The sequence below is a fragment of the Pseudofulvibacter geojedonensis genome, from assembly GCF_042675745.1.
GTDB lineage: Bacteria > Bacteroidota > Bacteroidia > Flavobacteriales > Flavobacteriaceae > Pseudofulvibacter > Pseudofulvibacter geojedonensis.
This window is the reverse complement of sequence record NZ_JBHTJM010000005.1, coordinates 200,861-218,672: the sequence shown is the minus strand read 5'-3', so window position 1 is coordinate 218,672 and position 17,812 is coordinate 200,861. Positions and strand designations below refer to the sequence as shown.

The window sequence follows — 17,812 nt, the reverse complement described above, 5'->3', positions numbered from 1 at the left end:
ATTAGTTAGGGTAAAAAACATGATAGTTGTCTTGTAAATGAAATGAAAAACGAAAAAGACATATTAAGGTGGTTAAACGATGAAATGTCAGTCAGCGAACTTGATAATTTCAAGAAAACCAATGATTTTAAAGATTTTGAAGAGATTATAGAAACATCTAAGCTGTTAAATTACCCGGTTTTAGATGAAGAAAAAGCATTAGAAGATTTTAAATATCGAGTTTCATCTAGCAAAAAAGCTAAAGTTATTCCGCTTTACAAACAAACATTTTTTAGAGTAGCAGCTTCGTTCCTAATTTTATTAGGACTTAGCATTTTCTATTTTAGCAACAGCAAAACATCTTATAGTACAGAGTATGCCCAAGTAAAAGATTTTACTTTATCTGACGATACATTTATTAATTTAAATGCAGGTTCTGAAATTTTATTTAATGAAAAAAAGTTTGCTAATAATAGAGTTTTAGATTTAACAGGTGAAGCTTTTTTTGATGTTAGAAAAAAAGGAGCCTTTTTGGTAAAAACAGATTTTGGAAATATTTCTGTATTAGGAACCTCTTTTAATATAAAGTCTAGAAAACAAGATTTTAATGTATTCTGTTTTACAGGAAAAGTAAAGGTTAATATAAAAAACAAATCTTTTGAATTAACTAAAGGGCAAGGTGTTAGGTTAGATGCTAATGGAGAAATTCAAGCATACAATAACACTCATTTAACTACACCAAGTTGGATGAATAACGAGAGTGTTTTTCATCAAGTTGCATTTACAGAAGTTTTGCAGGAGTTCGAAAGGCAATACAATGTAGATATAAAGTACAATGCAAACGATAGCGACTTTACATATTCGGGTGCTTTTACAAATAAAAACCTTTCTTCTGCAATTAAATCAATTACACTACCTTTGAATCTTAAATACGAACAAAAAGGAAATGTTATTACCATATATAAATAGGTTATATTTTATTTTATTTCTATTTATCACTCCATTTTCAATAGCTCAGAATAATAATTTTAAAAAAGTTATTGGCCAAATAGAGAAAAAATTCGAGGTTAAATTTTCTTATGCAGATAAAAGTATAGAAAAAATTGAATTAGAAACATTTAACGAGGTTAACAATATTGCTACAATTAATGACTTTATTGCGTATATAAATAGCAATACATATTTAGATCTTGTACAAATAGATTCAAGGTATATTTCTATAGCTTTAAAAAAGAATTTAGTAGACGTTTGTGGATACTTAAAAGACGCTAATGGAAAAGCTTTGCCTGAAGCTAACATTTATGTTTTAGGAAAAAATGAAGGAACAATTTCAAACCAAGAAGGTTTTTTTAAATTATCTAATCTAGAAATATCAGATTTTATAGAAATAAGTCATTTAAGTTATGAGACTCAAGTAAGAAATGTCAATCTTTTTTACTCTGTAGACAATAGTTGTAAAGAGTATCAATTAACCGAGAATCCTATAGAATTAACAACAGTATCTATTAAAAATTATATTTTAAAAAGTTTAGATAAATTAGATGATGGAACTATTTCTCTAAACACCAATAAGTTTAAAATATTAGGAGGGCAAGTTAATCCAGATTTATTACAGACTTCACAAATTTTACCAGGAATTGAATCTCATGATGAATCTATAGCAAATATTAATGTTCGTAATGGAGCTAGTGACCAAAATACAGTTTACTGGGATAATATTAAGCTTTATCATTCATCACATTTTTTTGGGTTAATATCTGGTGTAAACCCATTTCTTACTGATAATATATCAATAACTAAAGATGGTACAAGTGCAAAATACAATGATGGTGTATCGAGTTCATTTTTTTTAGAATCAGATAAAAGTATAAAAGATTCAATAATTTCTAGTGTAGGTGTAGATTTAGTTTCTGTAGATGGTTATATAAAAGTTCCTGTTTCAAAAAAAGTTCAAGTGAATGCTTCTGTAAGAAGGTCTGTAAATGATGTTTTTTCAACTCCAACATATGAATCTTATTTTGAAAAAGTGTTTCAAAATAACAACATAGGAAACGATTCAGATAGAACAGACTTTAGTTTTTATGATGTAAATTTAAATAGCATTATAAAGTTATCTGATAGACATAAAATACATTTAAACTTTATTACAATTAATAATAAATTAGAGCATCAAGAAAGCTCTGATAGTGATTTATTAGATGTAATTAAGCAAAACAGTATTGCTTATGGTTTGGGTTACAATTTTGATATATCTAATAAATTTAGGGCAAACATAGGAGCCTATAGAACCGAATATAAGTTAGAGTCTAACAACTATCAAAATAATCAGCAACAATTGTTACAGCAAGAAAATGAAGTTGTAGAAAATTCTATAAAAACAGATTTTAACTATGATTTTAATAAGAACCATAATATTAACTTTGGGTATCAATTAAACGAAACAGGAGTATTGAGTTCTGCCAATGTAAATGATCCTTTTTTTGTTAGAGTTCAAAAAGGTGTTATGGTAAATCACTCTGGATTTGGAGAATATTTGTTTAGAAATAAAAAACTTTATTCTAGAATTGGTTTGCGATTTAACTATTTTGATAAAATAAATAAAACTACTCTTGAACCACGATTTAATATCAATTATCAATTATCAAGATATCTTAATATTACCGGAAAATATGAGCAAAAATCACAATATACTTCACAAGTAATAGATTTCTTAGATGATTTTCTTGGAATTGAAAATAGGCGTTGGGTTATTACAGATGATAAAATACCTCTTATAAAAAGCAGGCAATTTTCAGGCGGAATTAACTTTAATAGAAAGAAATTTATGGCTGATTTTAATATTTTTAATAAAGAAACTAATGGTGTGTTAATATCTGGTCAAGGATTTCAAAATCAGGTTAGAGACAGGAGACTAGCCGGAAAACAAAGATCTTATGGTTTAGAAACTATAGTTAACAAAAGGTTTAATAAGTTTAATTTTTGGTCGAGCTATACTCTCAGTAAAAGCGAACTGTTATTTAAAGAAATTGAAACCAATTACTTTCCTTCGAGTAATGATGTTTCGCATTCTAACACTACAGGTGTAGCATATACAGTTAATAAGAATTTGAGCTTTTCGTTTATCTATAATGTTAAATCAGGAAAGCCATACTCAATTCCTGAAGAAGGAAATGAAACTACTCAAAATGGGAGTTTTACAGTGGTTAATTACAGCAATTTAAACAGTGAAAGATTGCCTCATTACTCAAGATTGGATGCTTCAATATCATTTAGTAAAACAATTAAAAATAAACTAAAGATAGATCTTAAAGCAGGCGTATTGAATGTGTTAAATACCAAGCAAAGTTTGCAACGTTATTATGTTGTTGACGAATCTGCTACTAATAATATTAAAGAGGTAAATATAAATTCATTACAATTAACACCTAATATCTCTATTCGAGCTACTTTTTAGGTTTCTAAATTATTGAATAATTAAGATTTTGTTATTCTTAACATATAGTTGTTTGTACTTTTAAATTAAAACTACATATATATTTTGTCAATAAACTTTGAGTTCAATAGTCTTGCAACTCCCATATAACTTAGTTTAAAATTAATTTTATCTCCTACTTTATATTTTGTTTTACCTTCAAGGTTTTTATTATTTCCTACATCAATTACCATCATATCTGAGGTAACACCAACAAAAGATAAATCAGTGTCAGTAGATATAATATCACTTTTATCAACGTCTAATAAGCCAAAATCTAAGATTGCTTTGTATGATGTTTCGGTAATATCTTTTTCATTATACTCAACAGTATGACCAATATTTGCATCGTTAATTATACCATCGGGCACTAATTTTTTTTCTTTTAACTCAATTATATTTGCGTTAAACTCAAAGGTATTTGTGTGTAGGTTCTTAAAGGTTTTATTCTCTAGAGGACTAACACCAAAAAATGCAGCTTCGCCAATTCTAAAATGATTTATTCCTTTAGGCAAAATTTTATTATCTAAAAGAGGTAAGGTTATTGAGCTACCACCAGATATATATTTTAATTCTTTGTTAAATTTAATAGATATCAATTCTTTGTATAGTGACAATTGTAGTAACTTATCGTAAGTTGGTTCTACTCCATACATACAACCTAAATTAGACCCCAATCCTATTACTTCTATATTAGATAAATTAAAGACTTGTTCGTAAAAACTAATTATATTATCTCGTTGTACGCCTTCTCTAAGCTCACCCAGTTCAATCATTATTATTATTTGATGAACTTTACCCTTTTTCTTTGCTGAGGCATTGAGTTTTTTAATGGTAGATAATGAGCTGTTTAGAGATATATCAGCGTATTCAACAACTTCATCTACATATATATTTGCTGGAGGTTTTATGTAAATGGTTCTTAAATTAGGATTTACTTCTCTTAAGTTTTTTAAACTCGTAAGTCTAGAATCACCAACAGAATTTATTTTTTCGATGACATCTTTCGTTAGTATTTTTTTTAGAAAAGTCTTATCACCAGAAAAAACTTTTGTAACTAAGCTCCATTCTATATCTTTTTCTTCAAAAAATTCACTTAATGCTTTTATGTTTTCTTTAATTCGTTTAGAATGTATAATTAATTCTGCCATTTTATTTTGTAATTATTCGTGGTAAGTTTTTTGGAAGCCTTGTTAGCAATTCATAGTTAATTAACTGGATGGAATCGTTAAATGATGAAACGGTTATTTCTTTTTCTTTTTGGCTGCCAATAAGTACCACTTCATCGCCTTTTTTAATATTTTTATTATGAGTAATATCAACAGCCATCATATTCATATTAACAGTGCCAATAACATTAAATCGATCCCCATTAATTAATACTTTTCCTCTATTGCTTAATAACCTATTGTAACCAGAAGAGTACCCAACAGGTATAATAGCTATAGTTGTTTCTTCGTTAGTAAAATAAGATGTTCCATAACCAATAAATTCACCAGATTTAACTACTTTAATATCCATTACTGATGATTTCCAGGAAACAATTCGCTTTAAAGGATTTACAAATGTCTTTTCTTTATTAAAGTAGTGAACTAAAATTTCTTTTGTAGGGAAATATCCAAATTGTAGTATTCCTATTCGTACTAAATCTAGTTGAGTTTTTGGATATCGTATTGTAGCTGCTGAACTTGCTAAGTGAAATAGAGGACTTGAGTTTACATGTTGCTTAATCTCTTTTTTTATGAGTTTAAAATTCTTTCTTTGTTTAGAGATTCTCTTGTAGTTAGTAATACTTTCTGCTCCAGCTAAGTGAGAGCAAACACTTTTTAATTTTAAAAATTTAGAGTTAGATTTTACAAAATCAATAATTGAAGTTATTTGAGATTTTTCAAACCCAGTTCTATTCATTCCTGTTTCAACTTCAATATGTATTTGAGCTGTTTTTTTAAATTTTTTAGCATAAAATAAAGCGTTTTTTAATCTATTTTCTTCAAATACATAAAAAGATATATTATTATTGATTGCCCAAGATAACTGATCGTTTTCAATCATCCCCATTATCATAATTTCTACATCATCATTAGGTAAACAACTTTTAAGTTCATATGCTTCATGAGCATCTGAAACACTAAAATGTCTAATTCCATATTTATACGCTAACGGACAATATATGTTAATTCCGTGTCCGTAAGCATTACCTTTAACAACCGATGAAAAAATAGTTTCATCACCTAAAAACTGCTTGATAAAATCTATGTTATTTTGAATTGCTGATTCAGATATTTCTATATATGAAGTATGGTTCATTAGTGGTTAATTTCTTGTATTATATTGTAAAACATATTGACTCCTGTCATTATAATATCATTAGGAAAATCGTAGTCTGGATTGTGTAAATTAGGTGAGTCTTTCCCTGCTCCTAAGCCAAACATTGCCCCCTTGTATTTTTGTGTAAATAGCCCAAAATCTTCACCCCATTTAAAAGGTGTGCCAATAGGGTTAATTTTGAAGCCTTGCTTAAGGGCTGTTTTTTTAACAATATTTACAGCTTGGGTATTATTTACGTTAGAATAAAACTCTTCAATAAATTCTGTGCTTATTTTAAGATGATGTTTTTTTTCAAGACTGCTTAAAAAAGAGATTAATTTGTTTTTGTTAGCTAACATTAAATTTGTTTTCCTGCTTCTTAATGTTAAGTGTATTTCTCCATATCCAGCAGAAATTCCATAAGCTTTTTCCCCCATGTTTATATAAATTGGGGTAGAAAGGAAAAAATTATCACTTGCTGGGTCAGTATCATTACTAGACTCACTGTAATTAATAATTTCAGATAAAGCTATAGCTGGATTGATACCATTTTCAGGTTCCGATGCATGAGCCGTTTTACCTTTTAATGTAATAATAACACTTAGTACATTACTGGTAAATTCCTCATTTTTTACAACAATTTCATTCTTGTTAAAGCCAGGTAAATTGTGTAGAGCAAATACGTAATCTATTTTAATTTTATCAAAAAAGGAGTCTTTTAAAGCCAGAGCAGCTCCCTTTCCAATTTCTTCAGCAGGCTGAAAAAGTAAAATTATAGAAGTATCATTAATGGGATTATCAGTTATTTTCTTTGCTAGCCCCAATAAAATTGCAGTGTGCCCATCATGACCGCACTTATGAGAAACCACTTTTACCTTAGACTTGTGTTTGAAATTATTGATTTCATGAATAGGCAACGCATCAATATCCGCTCTAAATAAAATAGTTTTATTTGAGTTTTCATTGTTAAAAATAGCTAACACACCAGTATTTGCAATAGACTTTATATTGCAAGTAGTGTGAGTTTTTAAAAAATCAACAATTAATTTTTGAGTTTTAATTTCTTTTCCAGATAACTCAGGAAAACTATGTAACTTATGCCTTAATGGATATAAAAGAGTTTCTAATTTATTCATAAATATTACCTAGTTAATCTCATTTCTAAATACGGATTAGTAAACCCTAATTTTTCATATAAAAATTTAGCAGGGTTATCTTTTTCTACATGTAAAGCAATATCTCCTTTTGTATTTTCAATAACATAGGTCATTAATTTTTTTCCAATCCCTTTTCCTCGGTATTCATTATGAGTGGCTATATAAACTAAAATGTTTTCTGGTATGTATTCATCCATGCCTGTTTTATTTACAACACATGCTGCAATTATATTTGGGCCATCTTCAATGGTAAATACATAACCTCCTAACCCTGTTCTTTCTTTTGCAGAATACTCAATAGCTTTTCTAATGGCGGTACTTGAATCTCCATATTTTTCAAGGTGTTTGAATAAAAAGTTTGCTACTCGATCAATTTCTAATTGAGAAATTCTATTAAACGCATCATACGTTTTTAATGTAAGTTTTATTGTTTGCATAATATAAAAATTGTGTTAGGTTAAAAAAACCTAACATTAGTGAATAAGTAAAAACTTAAACTATAGATGAATAGTAAAAGTTTTTAATAATAAAATATGTAATAAAATTTTAAACTGCTGGAGGTATAAATTTATCAGACTGAACCCTGAAAACTAAAAAATTGAAGTTAAATATTCTTTTGTTTTTTTTGTCTTTTAGTTTTTTTACCATAATTGACGCAAAACTAACACTTAATTTTTTAACTGATAAATTATTAATAATACTTTAACGTTATAGAAGTGTAAACTACACCTTAACAACCCCTAGTGTATGTAATTGGTTCATAGTTGGTGTTTCGCTACCTCCTTTAGGCTCTAAAGTTATACCAAATGCTTGAGATTCATTAGGATTTTTTATTGTAAAAATTTTACTCTCATTATTAACAAAACCATCTAAAGTTCCTAGGCTAGTAGGGGTAAGAGGGTCTAGAGTTAATGACCAAACTTGATAGACTTTTCCTTCAGGAGGTTCTGGTAATCCTTTAACATCTAGATGAACATCTTGAGTAGATTTATTCCAATAAATTTTGGCATATGCATTAAAATTATTTTGAGCATTTAAAGGAATTTCTACAACATCTTTATTTCTAATAATATTAAGAAGTGATTCTGATTGGTTTAATTTTTCTTGAATAACCTCTTTTTCATTATTAATGTCTACAACTTTATTTTTTAAAGATTCATTCTGAAAAAAGTTATAAGTTAAACCTAAAGCTAAAATAACAGATGCTGCCCAGCCTGTATAAGTAGTCCAGTTCTTTTTTGCTTGAGGCATTTGTATTACTTTTGTTTCATTAGCTGAATTTTTGGTAATATCTGTACTCTCAAGAGAGAAGCTAGAAGGTGAATATAAACCAGTAAATTTAGCAATATCTTTTTCTAAAGAAATTACATATTCTTTTACTTCTTTATGTTCTTCTATAATATTGTGTATTTCTAAATTTTCTTGTTCAGATAAAACTCCAGCAACATATAACTCCAGCATGCCAGAATCTATAAACTCTTGTATGTTAAAACTTGTATTACTCATGTAGCATAGATCTTAATTCATTAATACAATTTCTGTTTCTTGTTTTCACGGTACCTATAGGTATGCCTAAATCTTTACTTACTTCTTTTTGTGTATATCCTTTAAAATAAATTCGTTCTATTATGCTAAGGCATTTATCTTTTAATTTGTTTACAATTTCTTTGAGCCCTATAGAATCTACCTTTTTATCTAAAAAGTCATTGTCATGAATCGAAAAAGCAAATTTATCTATGTCAGAATTTTTTTTTCGATTATTATAATCTTTAGATCTTAATTTATCAATAGACGCATTTCTAGTTATATTAATAAGCCAAGTAAATAGCCTTCCTTTTTTAGCATCATAAGAATCAATACTGTTCCAAACTTTCAGAAAAATATCTTGAGTAATTTCTTGGGCTATTTCTTCATCTTTAACAATATTAAATGCAATACCATTAACACTTGTTTTATAATTATTAAAGAAATACTCAAAAGATTTTTGATCTTTTTGTTTTAACTTTTTAACTAATAATTCTTGTTCCATACTGGGCTTATATAAAAAAAGAAATATATAAAAAAAATAAGGTTTAGTTGTTAGTTTTGAGGCTAATTTTAAAATCTTATCATTTTCATTCTAAAATAGTTTCAGTCAATGTTGATTTAAATTTTGCATAATAATTAATTTGTCTCTCTACTATTACTTACGATAAAAAGCACTTTTTGGTTTTGTTTTTTTAAAAAGAAAAACCCAAAGACATCTTAAACTTTGGGCTTTTCAAAAAGCAAATCACAACAAAATATAAAAAATCGGGTTAATTAAAAATTATATTGAATTGATGAGTTGATAAAGAAAGGAGTACCTGGAGTAAAATGTATTTCCTCAACAGATTCTGATTCATTTTGCAATCTAGATTCAGTTGCAAATTGGGTTTCATTCCATTCCGTATTAAACAAATTTTGTATTTGAATGCCTATATTCATTTTTTTCCATTTGTAGCCTAGGTTTAAATCTGTTACGGTATACCCTTTGGCTATAATTGAGTTGTCTTCGTTTGCAGGTCTATTTGCTAAATGGCGTAAGTTGATACCACTATAAAATCCAGAGTCTAATTTTATGTTGATGCCAGTTGTTAAAGTAAAGTCTGGTGCTAACGGAATATAATTTTCATCTCTTGGTGCATCTATAGAACGAGCGTATGTGTAATTAGCATCAAGATTCCAAAATAGAAATTTATATGGTTGGTATCTATAGCTTAAATCAATTCCTTGTCTTGCAGTTTTGCCACTAGGTTCTACTATACCAGCATCTCCAACGTAAACAAATTCTTGCTCAGAATACAAGTACCAATAAGCCATGTTTAATATCATTTTTTGGGTTGGTTTCCAGATATAACCTAAATCAAAACCATAAACTTTTGGCAATATTTCCTCACCTTCTCTAGCAACAACAACTCTAGTGTCGTTAGAATGAAACCCTGTGCCTGTTTTTGCATACAACTGTAACTTGTTTGTAGGGTTGTACAGGGTGTTAAGTTTAGGGCTTATAATTGCTTTGTTTTCATTTTCTATTTTATAAAGAGGATTTAGTTTGTTTTGGTATTTAAAATCAAAATAATCTAATCTCATAGACGGATTAAAAGTCCATTTTCCGATATTTAAAGTAGTTCCTAGGCTTAAACCTAAGTTGGTTTCGTTAATATCGCCTAATTGTATTTGTTCTAATGTTTGTGTTCTGTTTAATGTACGAGAAAGCTCATTGTTTTTACTTTGGTCATTACGTAAACTTAAACCTAACTGCCAGTTTCCGGTTAGTTTTTCATTAGAAAAAGATGAATTGTAAACAGAGCTTAATCCGTATATAATTCTGTCTTCTTTTTGTCTAATTTGATCTCCATTAACAGGGTCTTCTAAAAAGAAAGTAAAGTTAGAATACAATTCAAAATCATACTTGTTTAAATATACTTTACTTTCTATAGATGAATTTGAGTTGATTATTTTTTTATAGTTTAATAAGGCATTACTTCTAGATGTAAAACCACCTTCGGTATCATCAATAGCTCCAAATCTAGTTATAAGTCCTCTGTCTATTGCACGTTGAGGTATTTGTCCAGAAGCATCCCATTTACTGGTGAAATGCGAAAGAGAAACTCCTATTATGTCTTGATTAGATATTGTACCGGTGTATTTACCAAAAATATTTATTCTGTTAAAATTTTGAGAACTGTCAAAATAACCGTCAGTAGCTATAAACTCAGTTGCCAAAAATGAATGATGTTTTTTATTGTTTAATAAATTAAACATACCTAAATACCTTTGCGTATTAAATTGACCAAGTTCTAGTTTTATTAAACTGTTGTTAAGCTGTTCTTTGGTGTTAAAACCAACATGACCTGCTGTACTAAAGTTACCTTGGTCTTGGTAATACGGCCCTTTGCCAAAATCTATTTTTTCAATAGTTTCTGGTATTACAAAGTGTAAATCTGAATAGCCCTGCCCGTGAGCGTGAGATACCATATTAACAGGCATTCCATCTACAGTAATGTTAATGTCAGTTCCGTGATCTATATCAAAGCCTCTTAAAAATATTTGCTCAGCTTTACCTCCTCCAGCGTGCTGACCTATAAAAAGGCCTGGTACTTTCTTTAAAATATCTTGAGATGAGTTAACAGGATTTGTTTGAATATCTATATCTGAAAAAACATTTAAGGCATTTATTTTTGGCGTAATTAAAACCTCTTCTAGATTTATAATTTTATAATTTAGAATTATTGACGCTGGTTTTGTCAAATCTTTAATTACAGTTAATTTAGATTCATAGCCAATAAAAGAAACTTGTAGAGTATCGCCTACATTGCAGTTTTCTAATATAAATTTTCCAAGATCGTTAGAATGCGTATGATGGTCTGTATTTTTATTTAAAATATTAGCTCCTTGAATAGGGTTTTGGTAAACATCTACTATTTTTCCTGAAAATGTTTGAGAAAAAACAGTGGAGCTACTTATTAATAAAATAAGAGTTAGTAGTTTAATTTTCATGTTTTTATTGCGTGGAGGTGCTTTGTGACCCAGTTAAAAAATCTATTTTTTCAAAAGTACAATATCGGTTTTAATGATGTTTGATGAAAAGTTATGCTTATGTTAAGTTTAGGAAAACTATCGAGAATAGATTTGGGGACTTAATTTTTTATTCTCGATAGAAATTTTACAGATTACTATTTGTAAAATTCATTTTATGAATAGTTTGTTAAAAAGTATAACATGGCATAATCAATAATTTATTTAAAGCTTTTGTTATAAGCGTTCTACTTTTTTTGCCATTAGTGGCCCTAATTCATATTTACTTTCCATTAAATCTTTTTTAATTTTAAAAGTTTTATCGGTAAAATCGTTAGCTTTTAAAATTACTGCTACCTGATATAGGGTTTCAGGTTCAAATGTTTTTCCTATTACATGCTCATTGGCAATATTTAAAGCTTCTTTATGGTTTCCTTTGTGGTAATGTAACCAAGCTAGTAATCCGTAAGATTGAGGCGTAGGTCTTAAGTTTATTTCTGCTTTAACAGTTTCTAAAGCATCATTAAAGTTATTGAACTCTTCAATGTTTAATAAAGCATTGTATTTATTATACATGTTTCCGTATTTAGGATTTTTGCTTAACTCTAAATAAGTGTCTATATTTTCTTTTTTTAATTCAGAATTATTTAAAAACTCATAAATTTCTGCTTTTAGCAAAAAATAATCTGGAGATGTATAATTTTTAGTGATGCTATTTAAAATATTTAGAGCTTCTTTTGGGTTGTTTTCATGAGAGTATAATATCCATGCAATTCCTTTTTTAGCATAAGCATTATTAGGGTTCAATTTTAAGGCCTTTAGGTAATATTGATATGATTTTTCAATATCATTAGCGTGTCCATAAAAATCTGCAAGATTTGTGTAGCTCCATTGTTGTAAATGATTATTATTTGATTTTTTAGCTTTAACTAGAGCCATTTCTAATTTTTGAATGGCATTATCTAAATCACCCTCATGATCACTCCATTTAGCTAAACGAATTAAATAGTCAAAGTCTTCAAAGTTTTTAAATTTCGATAAGTATTCTTCGGCTTCTGTTTTATGACCTAATTCTAAATACACATCAAATAGCATTTTGTGTGTAGCGGTAAGTTTCTCGCCATTAAGTTCTGCTTTTTTAAGAATTTTTAAAGCTTTTTTAAATTTATGCTGAGAAATGTAGTTTTTAGCCAATGCTCTTAAATAATTGGCATTATTGTAGTTGGTTTTTTTATTAATATCGGTTAGTTTGCTTTCAGCGTTTATAAGATGTTCTATTTTTCCTGTGGATTCAAATAAGGCATTTTCTGCATGAGCTATTTTTAATAAATAAGGAAATTGATCAGGATGTTTGTCTAGCTTTTTATTCCAAAACAGTAATTCTTCGTTATATGAATTGTTAGAGTTTGATGGAGTTAAATATGCTAAATAATCATTTTTATTGCTTAAACTATTGGTTTCTTTAACACAACTAGTTATAGTAAACAAACTAATGATTGAAAATATTGTTATATAAGATGTTTTCATATTGTCAAGTATTAAATAATTTGCTTTTTCAACTAAAGAAGTAAAAGGGATAGTTTTTCTATATTCTATGTTTTTTACTTCATAAAACTACCCCAGTTACTAGAGTAAATTACCAAGGAGAGGCTAAGTACGGAAACGAAGTTAAAAACTGTTTGTCGTTAGCATCTACATGATCATCAGATAAATTAGGGTTTTCTGTAAAATCTTCTCCACCAAAAATTAGTAATAGTTCAACTGTAATAACATCATCGGTTAAATTTCTTCCTGTTAATACATTAGTTCCGTCATAAAAAGTAGTGGTTCCTCCTGTTGAAACATTTAATACGTCTGTTGCCAATAAACCAGTAAATGCAGCAGCATCTTGTCCTAATGCGTTCATATCTCCAGGATTGGCAAATGCAGGACTTAAGGCTTGTAAATTGGTTTGAAACATATTTTGAAATTGCCCATTTTGATTTGATGGGATTGTTTTGTTAAAAGCATCTTTACTTCCTGAAGACACAAATACAGTATTCACTGCAGGTCTACCCATTTGGTCAACTTGCATGTAAGTTCCTGAAAAGTCCAATGTATTGTTGTTAGAAGGAGAATCATCATTAGAACATTGAATTGTTAAAAGAGATAGCCCACTTGCTAAAATTAAATATTTTATATTTTTAATTGTCATAATTTTAAGTTTAGTAGTTATTATTTGTTTTTTACTTCTACCCATGTGTTTAATGTAGCACTAGAACCTAATAAAGATTTAGGAACTTCAACTACCACAGATAAAACATTAGTACCGGCAAATGTATCTGTACCTGGGTCGTTAAATGATGTTGCGTTACCAGCAATAATTTCTGAATACTGAGCAAAATCCATGAAAAAAGGATCGTCTCTAGGTCCAGCAAAAAACATCATACCATCATTATTTTCTATTACAGCATTTTGTCCATAATTTGTAATAGCAACATTATTAGTATAAGCACTAGATTGTAAAATGGTGCTGTTTAAACCAGTTGTTGTAGGTGATGATGGACCAAAGAAATACATTTTGTTTCCTCTAGGAATAGCTTGAATAACTAAATCTTCAGCATTGTCACCATCATTATCAATATTAAATTCAATTAAAGTGTTTTCGCTAAATGAAGCATTTGCGGTTGAGCCAGGGCTAATTAAACCTTGAACGTTGGCAACAAATACTAAATTATTGGTGTCTTGTCCCTGAAAGGCATAAAAGTCTGTAATGTCAGATGCTCCTCCAGCAACTTCTGGTGCATCTATGTGATCTGCAGAAATTAAAGTTAGGCCTGCAATTAATCCGATTACGGATGTAATTAGAATTTTTCTTTTTTTATTCATCTTGTTAATTTTTTGATTCACTATTACCTACGTAATAAAAGTTAGTATGGTTTTTTGAAATCAAAAAAAAATGAAAAAAATGTGTAACAAGTTGATTTTGTGGGTTTTAAAAACTGATTTTTTTGGTTTTTAATTTGTGTGAATTATGCTGTAGGCTAAAAACACCATCATTTTATGATAGAGTACTAATCAATTTGTAAAAGTTGTCAATTATTTAAATGACTTTAATTAATGGTATAGAAGTTAACTAGCTTTGATGTAAGTACTAAGAATCCTGTTTTTTGACTTGCTACTATATACTTATAAAAGTTAGATAAATGTGAGTTATTTTTGACTTTTGGAAGTCACTTATTAACAATAATTTGACTAACAAATAGTTAAGTAAAAAAAATATAACAACTTCTTTGTATTACTACATATTTAATTATATTTGCCACTTAATTTGGTGCTTGTTTTAAGTGCTTTATTAACAAATTGTAGCGTTAATGTAAAATTTTTGGGCGATTGACCTATTTTTTTTGGTCAACTCATATTTTTTTATACTTTTACAAACTATGAAGATTAAAAATTATAAAATTCTTGCCTCGGTTGCATTGGTAGTTATACTAGCGATGGTTTTTATAATGAGTGGATCGCCTTCTGTACAAGAACCACCAGCTCCTCAGCAACCACCTCCAGGATTACCTATAGATGGTGGTGTTTTATTGCTATTAGCCTCTGGTGTAATCTACGGAATTAAAAAGCAAATAAATAAATAAATTATACATTAAGGCTTAATCTTTAGATTAAGCCTTGTTTTTTTGGTGTAATCTTGAAACGTATTTTCCAATAACGTCAAATTCAAGGTTAACCTCATTTCCAATTTTTAAGTTTTTAAATATTGTATTTTCAAAAGTATAAGGTATAATAGCTACGCTAAAAGAGTTGTTTTTAGAATTTACAACAGTTAAACTGGTTCCGTTAACTGTTATAGAGCCTTTTTCAATAGTTATATTGTTTAAGCTTTCATCGTATTTAAATGTAAATATCCAGCTACCTTCTTCTTGTTTAATATGAGTGCAAGTTCCAGTTTGATCTACATGCCCTTGAACGATATGTCCGTCAAGCCTATCTCCTAACTTCATTCCTCTCTCTAAATTAATTTCATCGCCTATTTTAAAATTGTTTAAAGTGGTTTTCTGTAAGGTTTCATCTATTGCTGTAACTGTGTATGAATTGTCTTTTATTGTTACTACAGTTAGGCAGACACCGTTGTGAGCTACGCTTTGATCAATTTTTAATTCTTCTGTAAAGTCAGAGGTCAATGTAAAATGAACATTTGTTCCTTCTTTTTCAATATGTGTTAGCTTTCCTAAGCTTTCAATTATTCCAGTAAACATTAAATAGTTATTTTTGTATTGCAAAATTAGATAAATTTGAACATTGCTTCAATAGTAAGGATAAAAAATGCAATTAGTATATAATGGATAAGAAACCCAAAAAGATAATAATCGGTATTTCTGTTGGTGATTTAAATGGTGTAGGAGCAGAATTAATATTAAAAACTTTTGAAGACCCTAGAATGTTTGAGTTTTGTACTCCGGTAGTGTTTGCCTCTAATAAAGCTTTTCAGTTTTTAAAAAAGCATTTAAATATGCCAGTTGCAACCCAAAGAGTTGACTCTTTTGAAAGGTTGTCAGATAAAAAATTAAACATTTTTAGTATTTGGAAAGAATCGTTTAATTTTGAATTCGGGCAAGAAACAGAAGAAGCGGGGAAGAGGGCTATAGAATCATTACAGGAAGCTACAAAAGCTTTGAAAGAAAAGAAAATAGATGCACTTTTAACGGCCCCTATAAATAAATCGAATATTCAAACTAAAGATTTTTCTTTTCCAGGTCATACAGATTTTTTAGCAAAGGAACTTGAAGGCAATCCGTTAATGTTCATGGTTTCCGATGAATTAAAAGTAGGTTTATTAACAGACCATGTAGCAGTAAAAGATGTTGCAGGAACAATTACGCCAAAGTTAATTAGAGAAAAAATAACTACCATTTATGAATCTTTAAAAAAAGATTTTAGAGTAAACAAACCAAAAATCGCAGTTTTAGGTATAAACCCTCACGCAGGAGATAATGGTGTAATAGGTAAAGAAGATGAAGATATTTTAAAGCCAACTATTAAAGATTTATACCAAAAAGGAATGATGGTTTTTGGACCTTATGCGGCCGATGGTTTTTTTGGGTCTAATACTTATCAAAAGTTTGATGCAGTAATTGCTTCTTATCATGATCAAGGCTTAATACCTTTTAAAACCTTAACATTTGGAAATGGAGTTAATTATACTGCTGGATTAGAAGCGGTAAGAACATCACCAGATCATGGTACAGCTTATGATATAGCTGGAAAAGGAAAAGCAGATGCGAGTTCTTTTAAAGAAGCACTATTTACGGCAATACAAATAGTTAAGAATAGAAAAGAGTATAATGGCTTAACAAGTAATGTTTTGCGTAAACATAAAAAGATATAAACAAAAAAATGTTTATAACGGTTCGCGGTATATAAAAAATGTTTATATTTGCGCCCTCAAAATGATGATTTTCAATGATGAAAGAGTTTACGATTCCGTTTGTAGGTTTAAAAGAAGGAAAACACCGTTTTGAGTTTGATATAAAGCAATCGTTCTTTGAGAATTTTGATTATCATGAGTTTAATAGTTCAGATATAAAGGTATCTTTATTGTTAAACAAAACATCCACTATGATGGAGTTAAATTTTGAAGCGAATGGTATTATTAATGTTAATTGTGACCTTACTAACGAGCCATTTAATCAAGATATTTCAACATCATTACATTTAATTGTAAAGTTTGGAGAAGAATTTAATGATGAAAATGAAGAAATACTTATTTTGCCTCATGGCGAATACGAAGTAAAAGTTCAGCAATACATATATGAAATGATTGTATTGGCTAAACCTTCTAAATCGATACACCCTGGTGTTGAAGACGGTACATTAGATTCAGAAATTTTGTCAAAATTAGAAGAGTATAGTTTAAAAGAAAAATCAGAGGAAGAAGAATCAGAAGATATTGATCCTCGTTGGAATAAATTAAAGAATCTATTAACAGATAAATAAGGTAGAAAATGGCACATCCTAAGAGAAAAATCTCGAAAACAAGAAGAGATAAGAGAAGAACTCACTATAAGGCTACTGTACCTCAAATAGCAACTTGTCCTACAACTGGTGAGGCTCACTTATACCACAGAGCTCATTGGCATGAAGGTAAATTATACTACAGAGGTCAAGTACTTATTGATAACTCAGTAGAAGAAGAAGTAGAATAAATTTTATCTGCTTTCTATTAGTATACAATAGAACTCTCACTAAGTGAGAGTTTTTTGTTATGTATGCATTTTAAAAAGTTGCTGATAAATTTTTCTATCTCTTAAAAAGAGTTTATTTTGCATCGATTTTTGAATAAAAACGGACTAAAACCATTGATTTTCAG

The 17,812-nt window shown here is 28.8% G+C and carries 17 protein-coding genes; 6 read left to right on the top strand and 11 right to left on the bottom strand.

Annotated features, from left to right (window positions below):
• Nucleotides 1–42 precede the first annotated feature (42 nt).
• Complete coding sequence (locus ACFQ1O_RS04775) at nucleotides 43–948, top strand: FecR family protein (RefSeq protein ID WP_377713885.1); 906 nt, start codon at nucleotides 43–45, stop codon at nucleotides 946–948.
• Nucleotides 926–3,433 (top strand): TonB-dependent receptor, encoded by a 2,508-nt coding sequence (locus tag ACFQ1O_RS04770; protein WP_377713883.1) that lies wholly within the window; start codon nucleotides 926–928, stop codon nucleotides 3,431–3,433. Before ACFQ1O_RS04775 ends, ACFQ1O_RS04770 begins: the two co-directional genes overlap by 23 nt.
• Nucleotides 3,434–3,504: 71 nt before the next feature.
• Here ACFQ1O_RS04770 and ACFQ1O_RS04765 read toward each other — a convergent pair whose 3' ends face one another.
• From ACFQ1O_RS04765 to ACFQ1O_RS04720, 10 genes are all read right to left on the bottom strand, one after another.
• Entirely contained in the window at nucleotides 3,505–4,602 is a 1,098-nt protein-coding gene (locus tag ACFQ1O_RS04765) for an alanine racemase (RefSeq protein ID WP_377713881.1), read from the bottom strand.
• Nucleotide 4,603: 1 nt separating this feature from the next.
• Entirely contained in the window at nucleotides 4,604–5,758 is a 1,155-nt protein-coding gene (gene alr / locus ACFQ1O_RS04760; RefSeq protein WP_377713879.1) for an alanine racemase, read from the bottom strand.
• A complete protein-coding gene (locus ACFQ1O_RS04755) occupies nucleotides 5,758–6,894 on the bottom strand; it encodes an amidohydrolase (protein ID WP_377713878.1) in 1,137 nt (378 codons plus the stop codon). Before ACFQ1O_RS04755 ends, alr begins: the two co-directional genes overlap by 1 nt.
• 5 nt (nucleotides 6,895–6,899) lie before the next feature.
• Nucleotides 6,900–7,352 carry a GNAT family N-acetyltransferase gene (locus ACFQ1O_RS04750; RefSeq protein ID WP_377713876.1) on the bottom strand — a complete coding sequence of 151 codons (453 nt, stop codon included), beginning with the start codon at nucleotides 7,350–7,352 and terminating at the stop codon, nucleotides 6,900–6,902.
• Between the two features lie 286 nt (nucleotides 7,353–7,638).
• On the bottom strand, nucleotides 7,639–8,421 hold the full coding sequence (locus ACFQ1O_RS04745) for an anti-sigma factor (protein ID WP_377713874.1): 783 nt from the start codon (nucleotides 8,419–8,421) through the stop codon (nucleotides 7,639–7,641).
• Nucleotides 8,414–8,944 (bottom strand): RNA polymerase sigma factor, encoded by a 531-nt coding sequence (locus ACFQ1O_RS04740; protein WP_377713872.1) that lies wholly within the window; start codon nucleotides 8,942–8,944, stop codon nucleotides 8,414–8,416. Before ACFQ1O_RS04740 ends, ACFQ1O_RS04745 begins: the two co-directional genes overlap by 8 nt.
• 272 nt (nucleotides 8,945–9,216) lie before the next feature.
• Nucleotides 9,217–11,436 carry a TonB-dependent receptor gene (locus ACFQ1O_RS04735; RefSeq protein ID WP_377713870.1) on the bottom strand — a complete coding sequence of 740 codons (2,220 nt, stop codon included), beginning with the start codon at nucleotides 11,434–11,436 and terminating at the stop codon, nucleotides 9,217–9,219.
• A 255-nt stretch (nucleotides 11,437–11,691) separates the two neighbouring features.
• Nucleotides 11,692–12,981: a tetratricopeptide repeat protein gene (locus ACFQ1O_RS04730; RefSeq protein WP_377713868.1), complete on the bottom strand. Its 1,290-nt coding sequence runs from the start codon at nucleotides 12,979–12,981 to the stop codon at nucleotides 11,692–11,694.
• 109 nt (nucleotides 12,982–13,090) lie between these two features.
• Nucleotides 13,091–13,648 (bottom strand): DUF4331 family protein, encoded by a 558-nt coding sequence (locus ACFQ1O_RS04725; RefSeq protein WP_377713866.1) that lies wholly within the window; start codon nucleotides 13,646–13,648, stop codon nucleotides 13,091–13,093.
• 20 nt (nucleotides 13,649–13,668) lie between these two features.
• On the bottom strand, nucleotides 13,669–14,322 hold the full coding sequence (locus ACFQ1O_RS04720) for a DUF4331 family protein (protein WP_377713864.1): 654 nt from the start codon (nucleotides 14,320–14,322) through the stop codon (nucleotides 13,669–13,671).
• 554 nt (nucleotides 14,323–14,876) lie between these two features.
• Here ACFQ1O_RS04720 and ACFQ1O_RS04715 point away from each other — a divergent pair.
• A complete protein-coding gene (locus ACFQ1O_RS04715) occupies nucleotides 14,877–15,080 on the top strand; it encodes a PID-CTERM protein-sorting domain-containing protein (RefSeq protein WP_377713862.1) in 204 nt (67 codons plus the stop codon).
• Between the two features lie 27 nt (nucleotides 15,081–15,107).
• Here the strand turns inward: ACFQ1O_RS04715 and ACFQ1O_RS04710 are convergent, their stop codons facing one another.
• The gene (locus ACFQ1O_RS04710) at nucleotides 15,108–15,701 is read right to left on the bottom strand and encodes a riboflavin synthase (protein WP_377713860.1); all 594 of its coding nucleotides are present in this window, start codon (nucleotides 15,699–15,701) and stop codon (nucleotides 15,108–15,110) included.
• An 83-nt stretch (nucleotides 15,702–15,784) separates the two neighbouring features.
• Here ACFQ1O_RS04710 and pdxA point away from each other — a divergent pair, with 83 nt between their 5' ends.
• The 3 genes from pdxA to rpmF all read left to right on the top strand — a co-directional run bounded on the left by pdxA (nucleotide 15,785) and on the right by rpmF (nucleotide 17,648).
• Nucleotides 15,785–16,831 carry a 4-hydroxythreonine-4-phosphate dehydrogenase PdxA gene (pdxA, locus tag ACFQ1O_RS04705; RefSeq protein ID WP_377713858.1) on the top strand — a complete coding sequence of 349 codons (1,047 nt, stop codon included), beginning with the start codon at nucleotides 15,785–15,787 and terminating at the stop codon, nucleotides 16,829–16,831.
• 74 nt (nucleotides 16,832–16,905) lie between these two features.
• Nucleotides 16,906–17,439 carry a YceD family protein gene (locus ACFQ1O_RS04700; RefSeq protein ID WP_377713857.1) on the top strand — a complete coding sequence of 178 codons (534 nt, stop codon included), beginning with the start codon at nucleotides 16,906–16,908 and terminating at the stop codon, nucleotides 17,437–17,439.
• 8 nt (nucleotides 17,440–17,447) lie between these two features.
• Entirely contained in the window at nucleotides 17,448–17,648 is a 201-nt protein-coding gene (gene rpmF / locus ACFQ1O_RS04695) for a 50S ribosomal protein L32 (protein ID WP_377713853.1), read from the top strand.
• The last annotated feature ends 164 nt before the right edge of the window (nucleotides 17,649–17,812 follow it).

Excerpts from the sequence above, each read along its gene's own strand:
- ACFQ1O_RS04750 (WP_377713876.1), bottom strand. The coding sequence starts at position 7,352 with ATGCAAACAATAAAACTTACATTAAAAACGTATGATGCGTTTAATAGA.
- ACFQ1O_RS04740 (WP_377713872.1), bottom strand. The coding sequence starts at position 8,944 with ATGGAACAAGAATTATTAGTTAAAAAGTTAAAACAAAAAGATCAAAAA.
- ACFQ1O_RS04715 (WP_377713862.1), top strand. The coding sequence starts at position 14,877 with ATGAAGATTAAAAATTATAAAATTCTTGCCTCGGTTGCATTGGTAGTT.
- ACFQ1O_RS04730 (WP_377713868.1), bottom strand. The coding sequence starts at position 12,981 with ATGAAAACATCTTATATAACAATATTTTCAATCATTAGTTTGTTTACT.
- ACFQ1O_RS04745 (WP_377713874.1), bottom strand. The coding sequence starts at position 8,421 with ATGAGTAATACAAGTTTTAACATACAAGAGTTTATAGATTCTGGCATG.
- ACFQ1O_RS04710 (WP_377713860.1), bottom strand. The coding sequence starts at position 15,701 with ATGTTTACTGGAATAATTGAAAGCTTAGGAAAGCTAACACATATTGAA.
- pdxA (WP_377713858.1), top strand. The coding sequence starts at position 15,785 with ATGGATAAGAAACCCAAAAAGATAATAATCGGTATTTCTGTTGGTGAT.
- ACFQ1O_RS04720 (WP_377713864.1), bottom strand. The coding sequence starts at position 14,322 with ATGAATAAAAAAAGAAAAATTCTAATTACATCCGTAATCGGATTAATT.
- ACFQ1O_RS04770 (WP_377713883.1), top strand. The coding sequence starts at position 926 with ATGTTATTACCATATATAAATAGGTTATATTTTATTTTATTTCTATTT.
- ACFQ1O_RS04725 (WP_377713866.1), bottom strand. The coding sequence starts at position 13,648 with ATGACAATTAAAAATATAAAATATTTAATTTTAGCAAGTGGGCTATCT.
- ACFQ1O_RS04775 (WP_377713885.1), top strand. The coding sequence starts at position 43 with ATGAAAAACGAAAAAGACATATTAAGGTGGTTAAACGATGAAATGTCA.
- rpmF (WP_377713853.1), top strand. The coding sequence starts at position 17,448 with ATGGCACATCCTAAGAGAAAAATCTCGAAAACAAGAAGAGATAAGAGA.
- ACFQ1O_RS04700 (WP_377713857.1), top strand. The coding sequence starts at position 16,906 with ATGATGAAAGAGTTTACGATTCCGTTTGTAGGTTTAAAAGAAGGAAAA.
- alr (WP_377713879.1), bottom strand. The coding sequence starts at position 5,758 with ATGAACCATACTTCATATATAGAAATATCTGAATCAGCAATTCAAAAT.
- ACFQ1O_RS04755 (WP_377713878.1), bottom strand. The coding sequence starts at position 6,894 with ATGAATAAATTAGAAACTCTTTTATATCCATTAAGGCATAAGTTACAT.
- ACFQ1O_RS04735 (WP_377713870.1), bottom strand. The coding sequence starts at position 11,436 with ATGAAAATTAAACTACTAACTCTTATTTTATTAATAAGTAGCTCCACT.
- ACFQ1O_RS04765 (WP_377713881.1), bottom strand. The coding sequence starts at position 4,602 with ATGGCAGAATTAATTATACATTCTAAACGAATTAAAGAAAACATAAAA.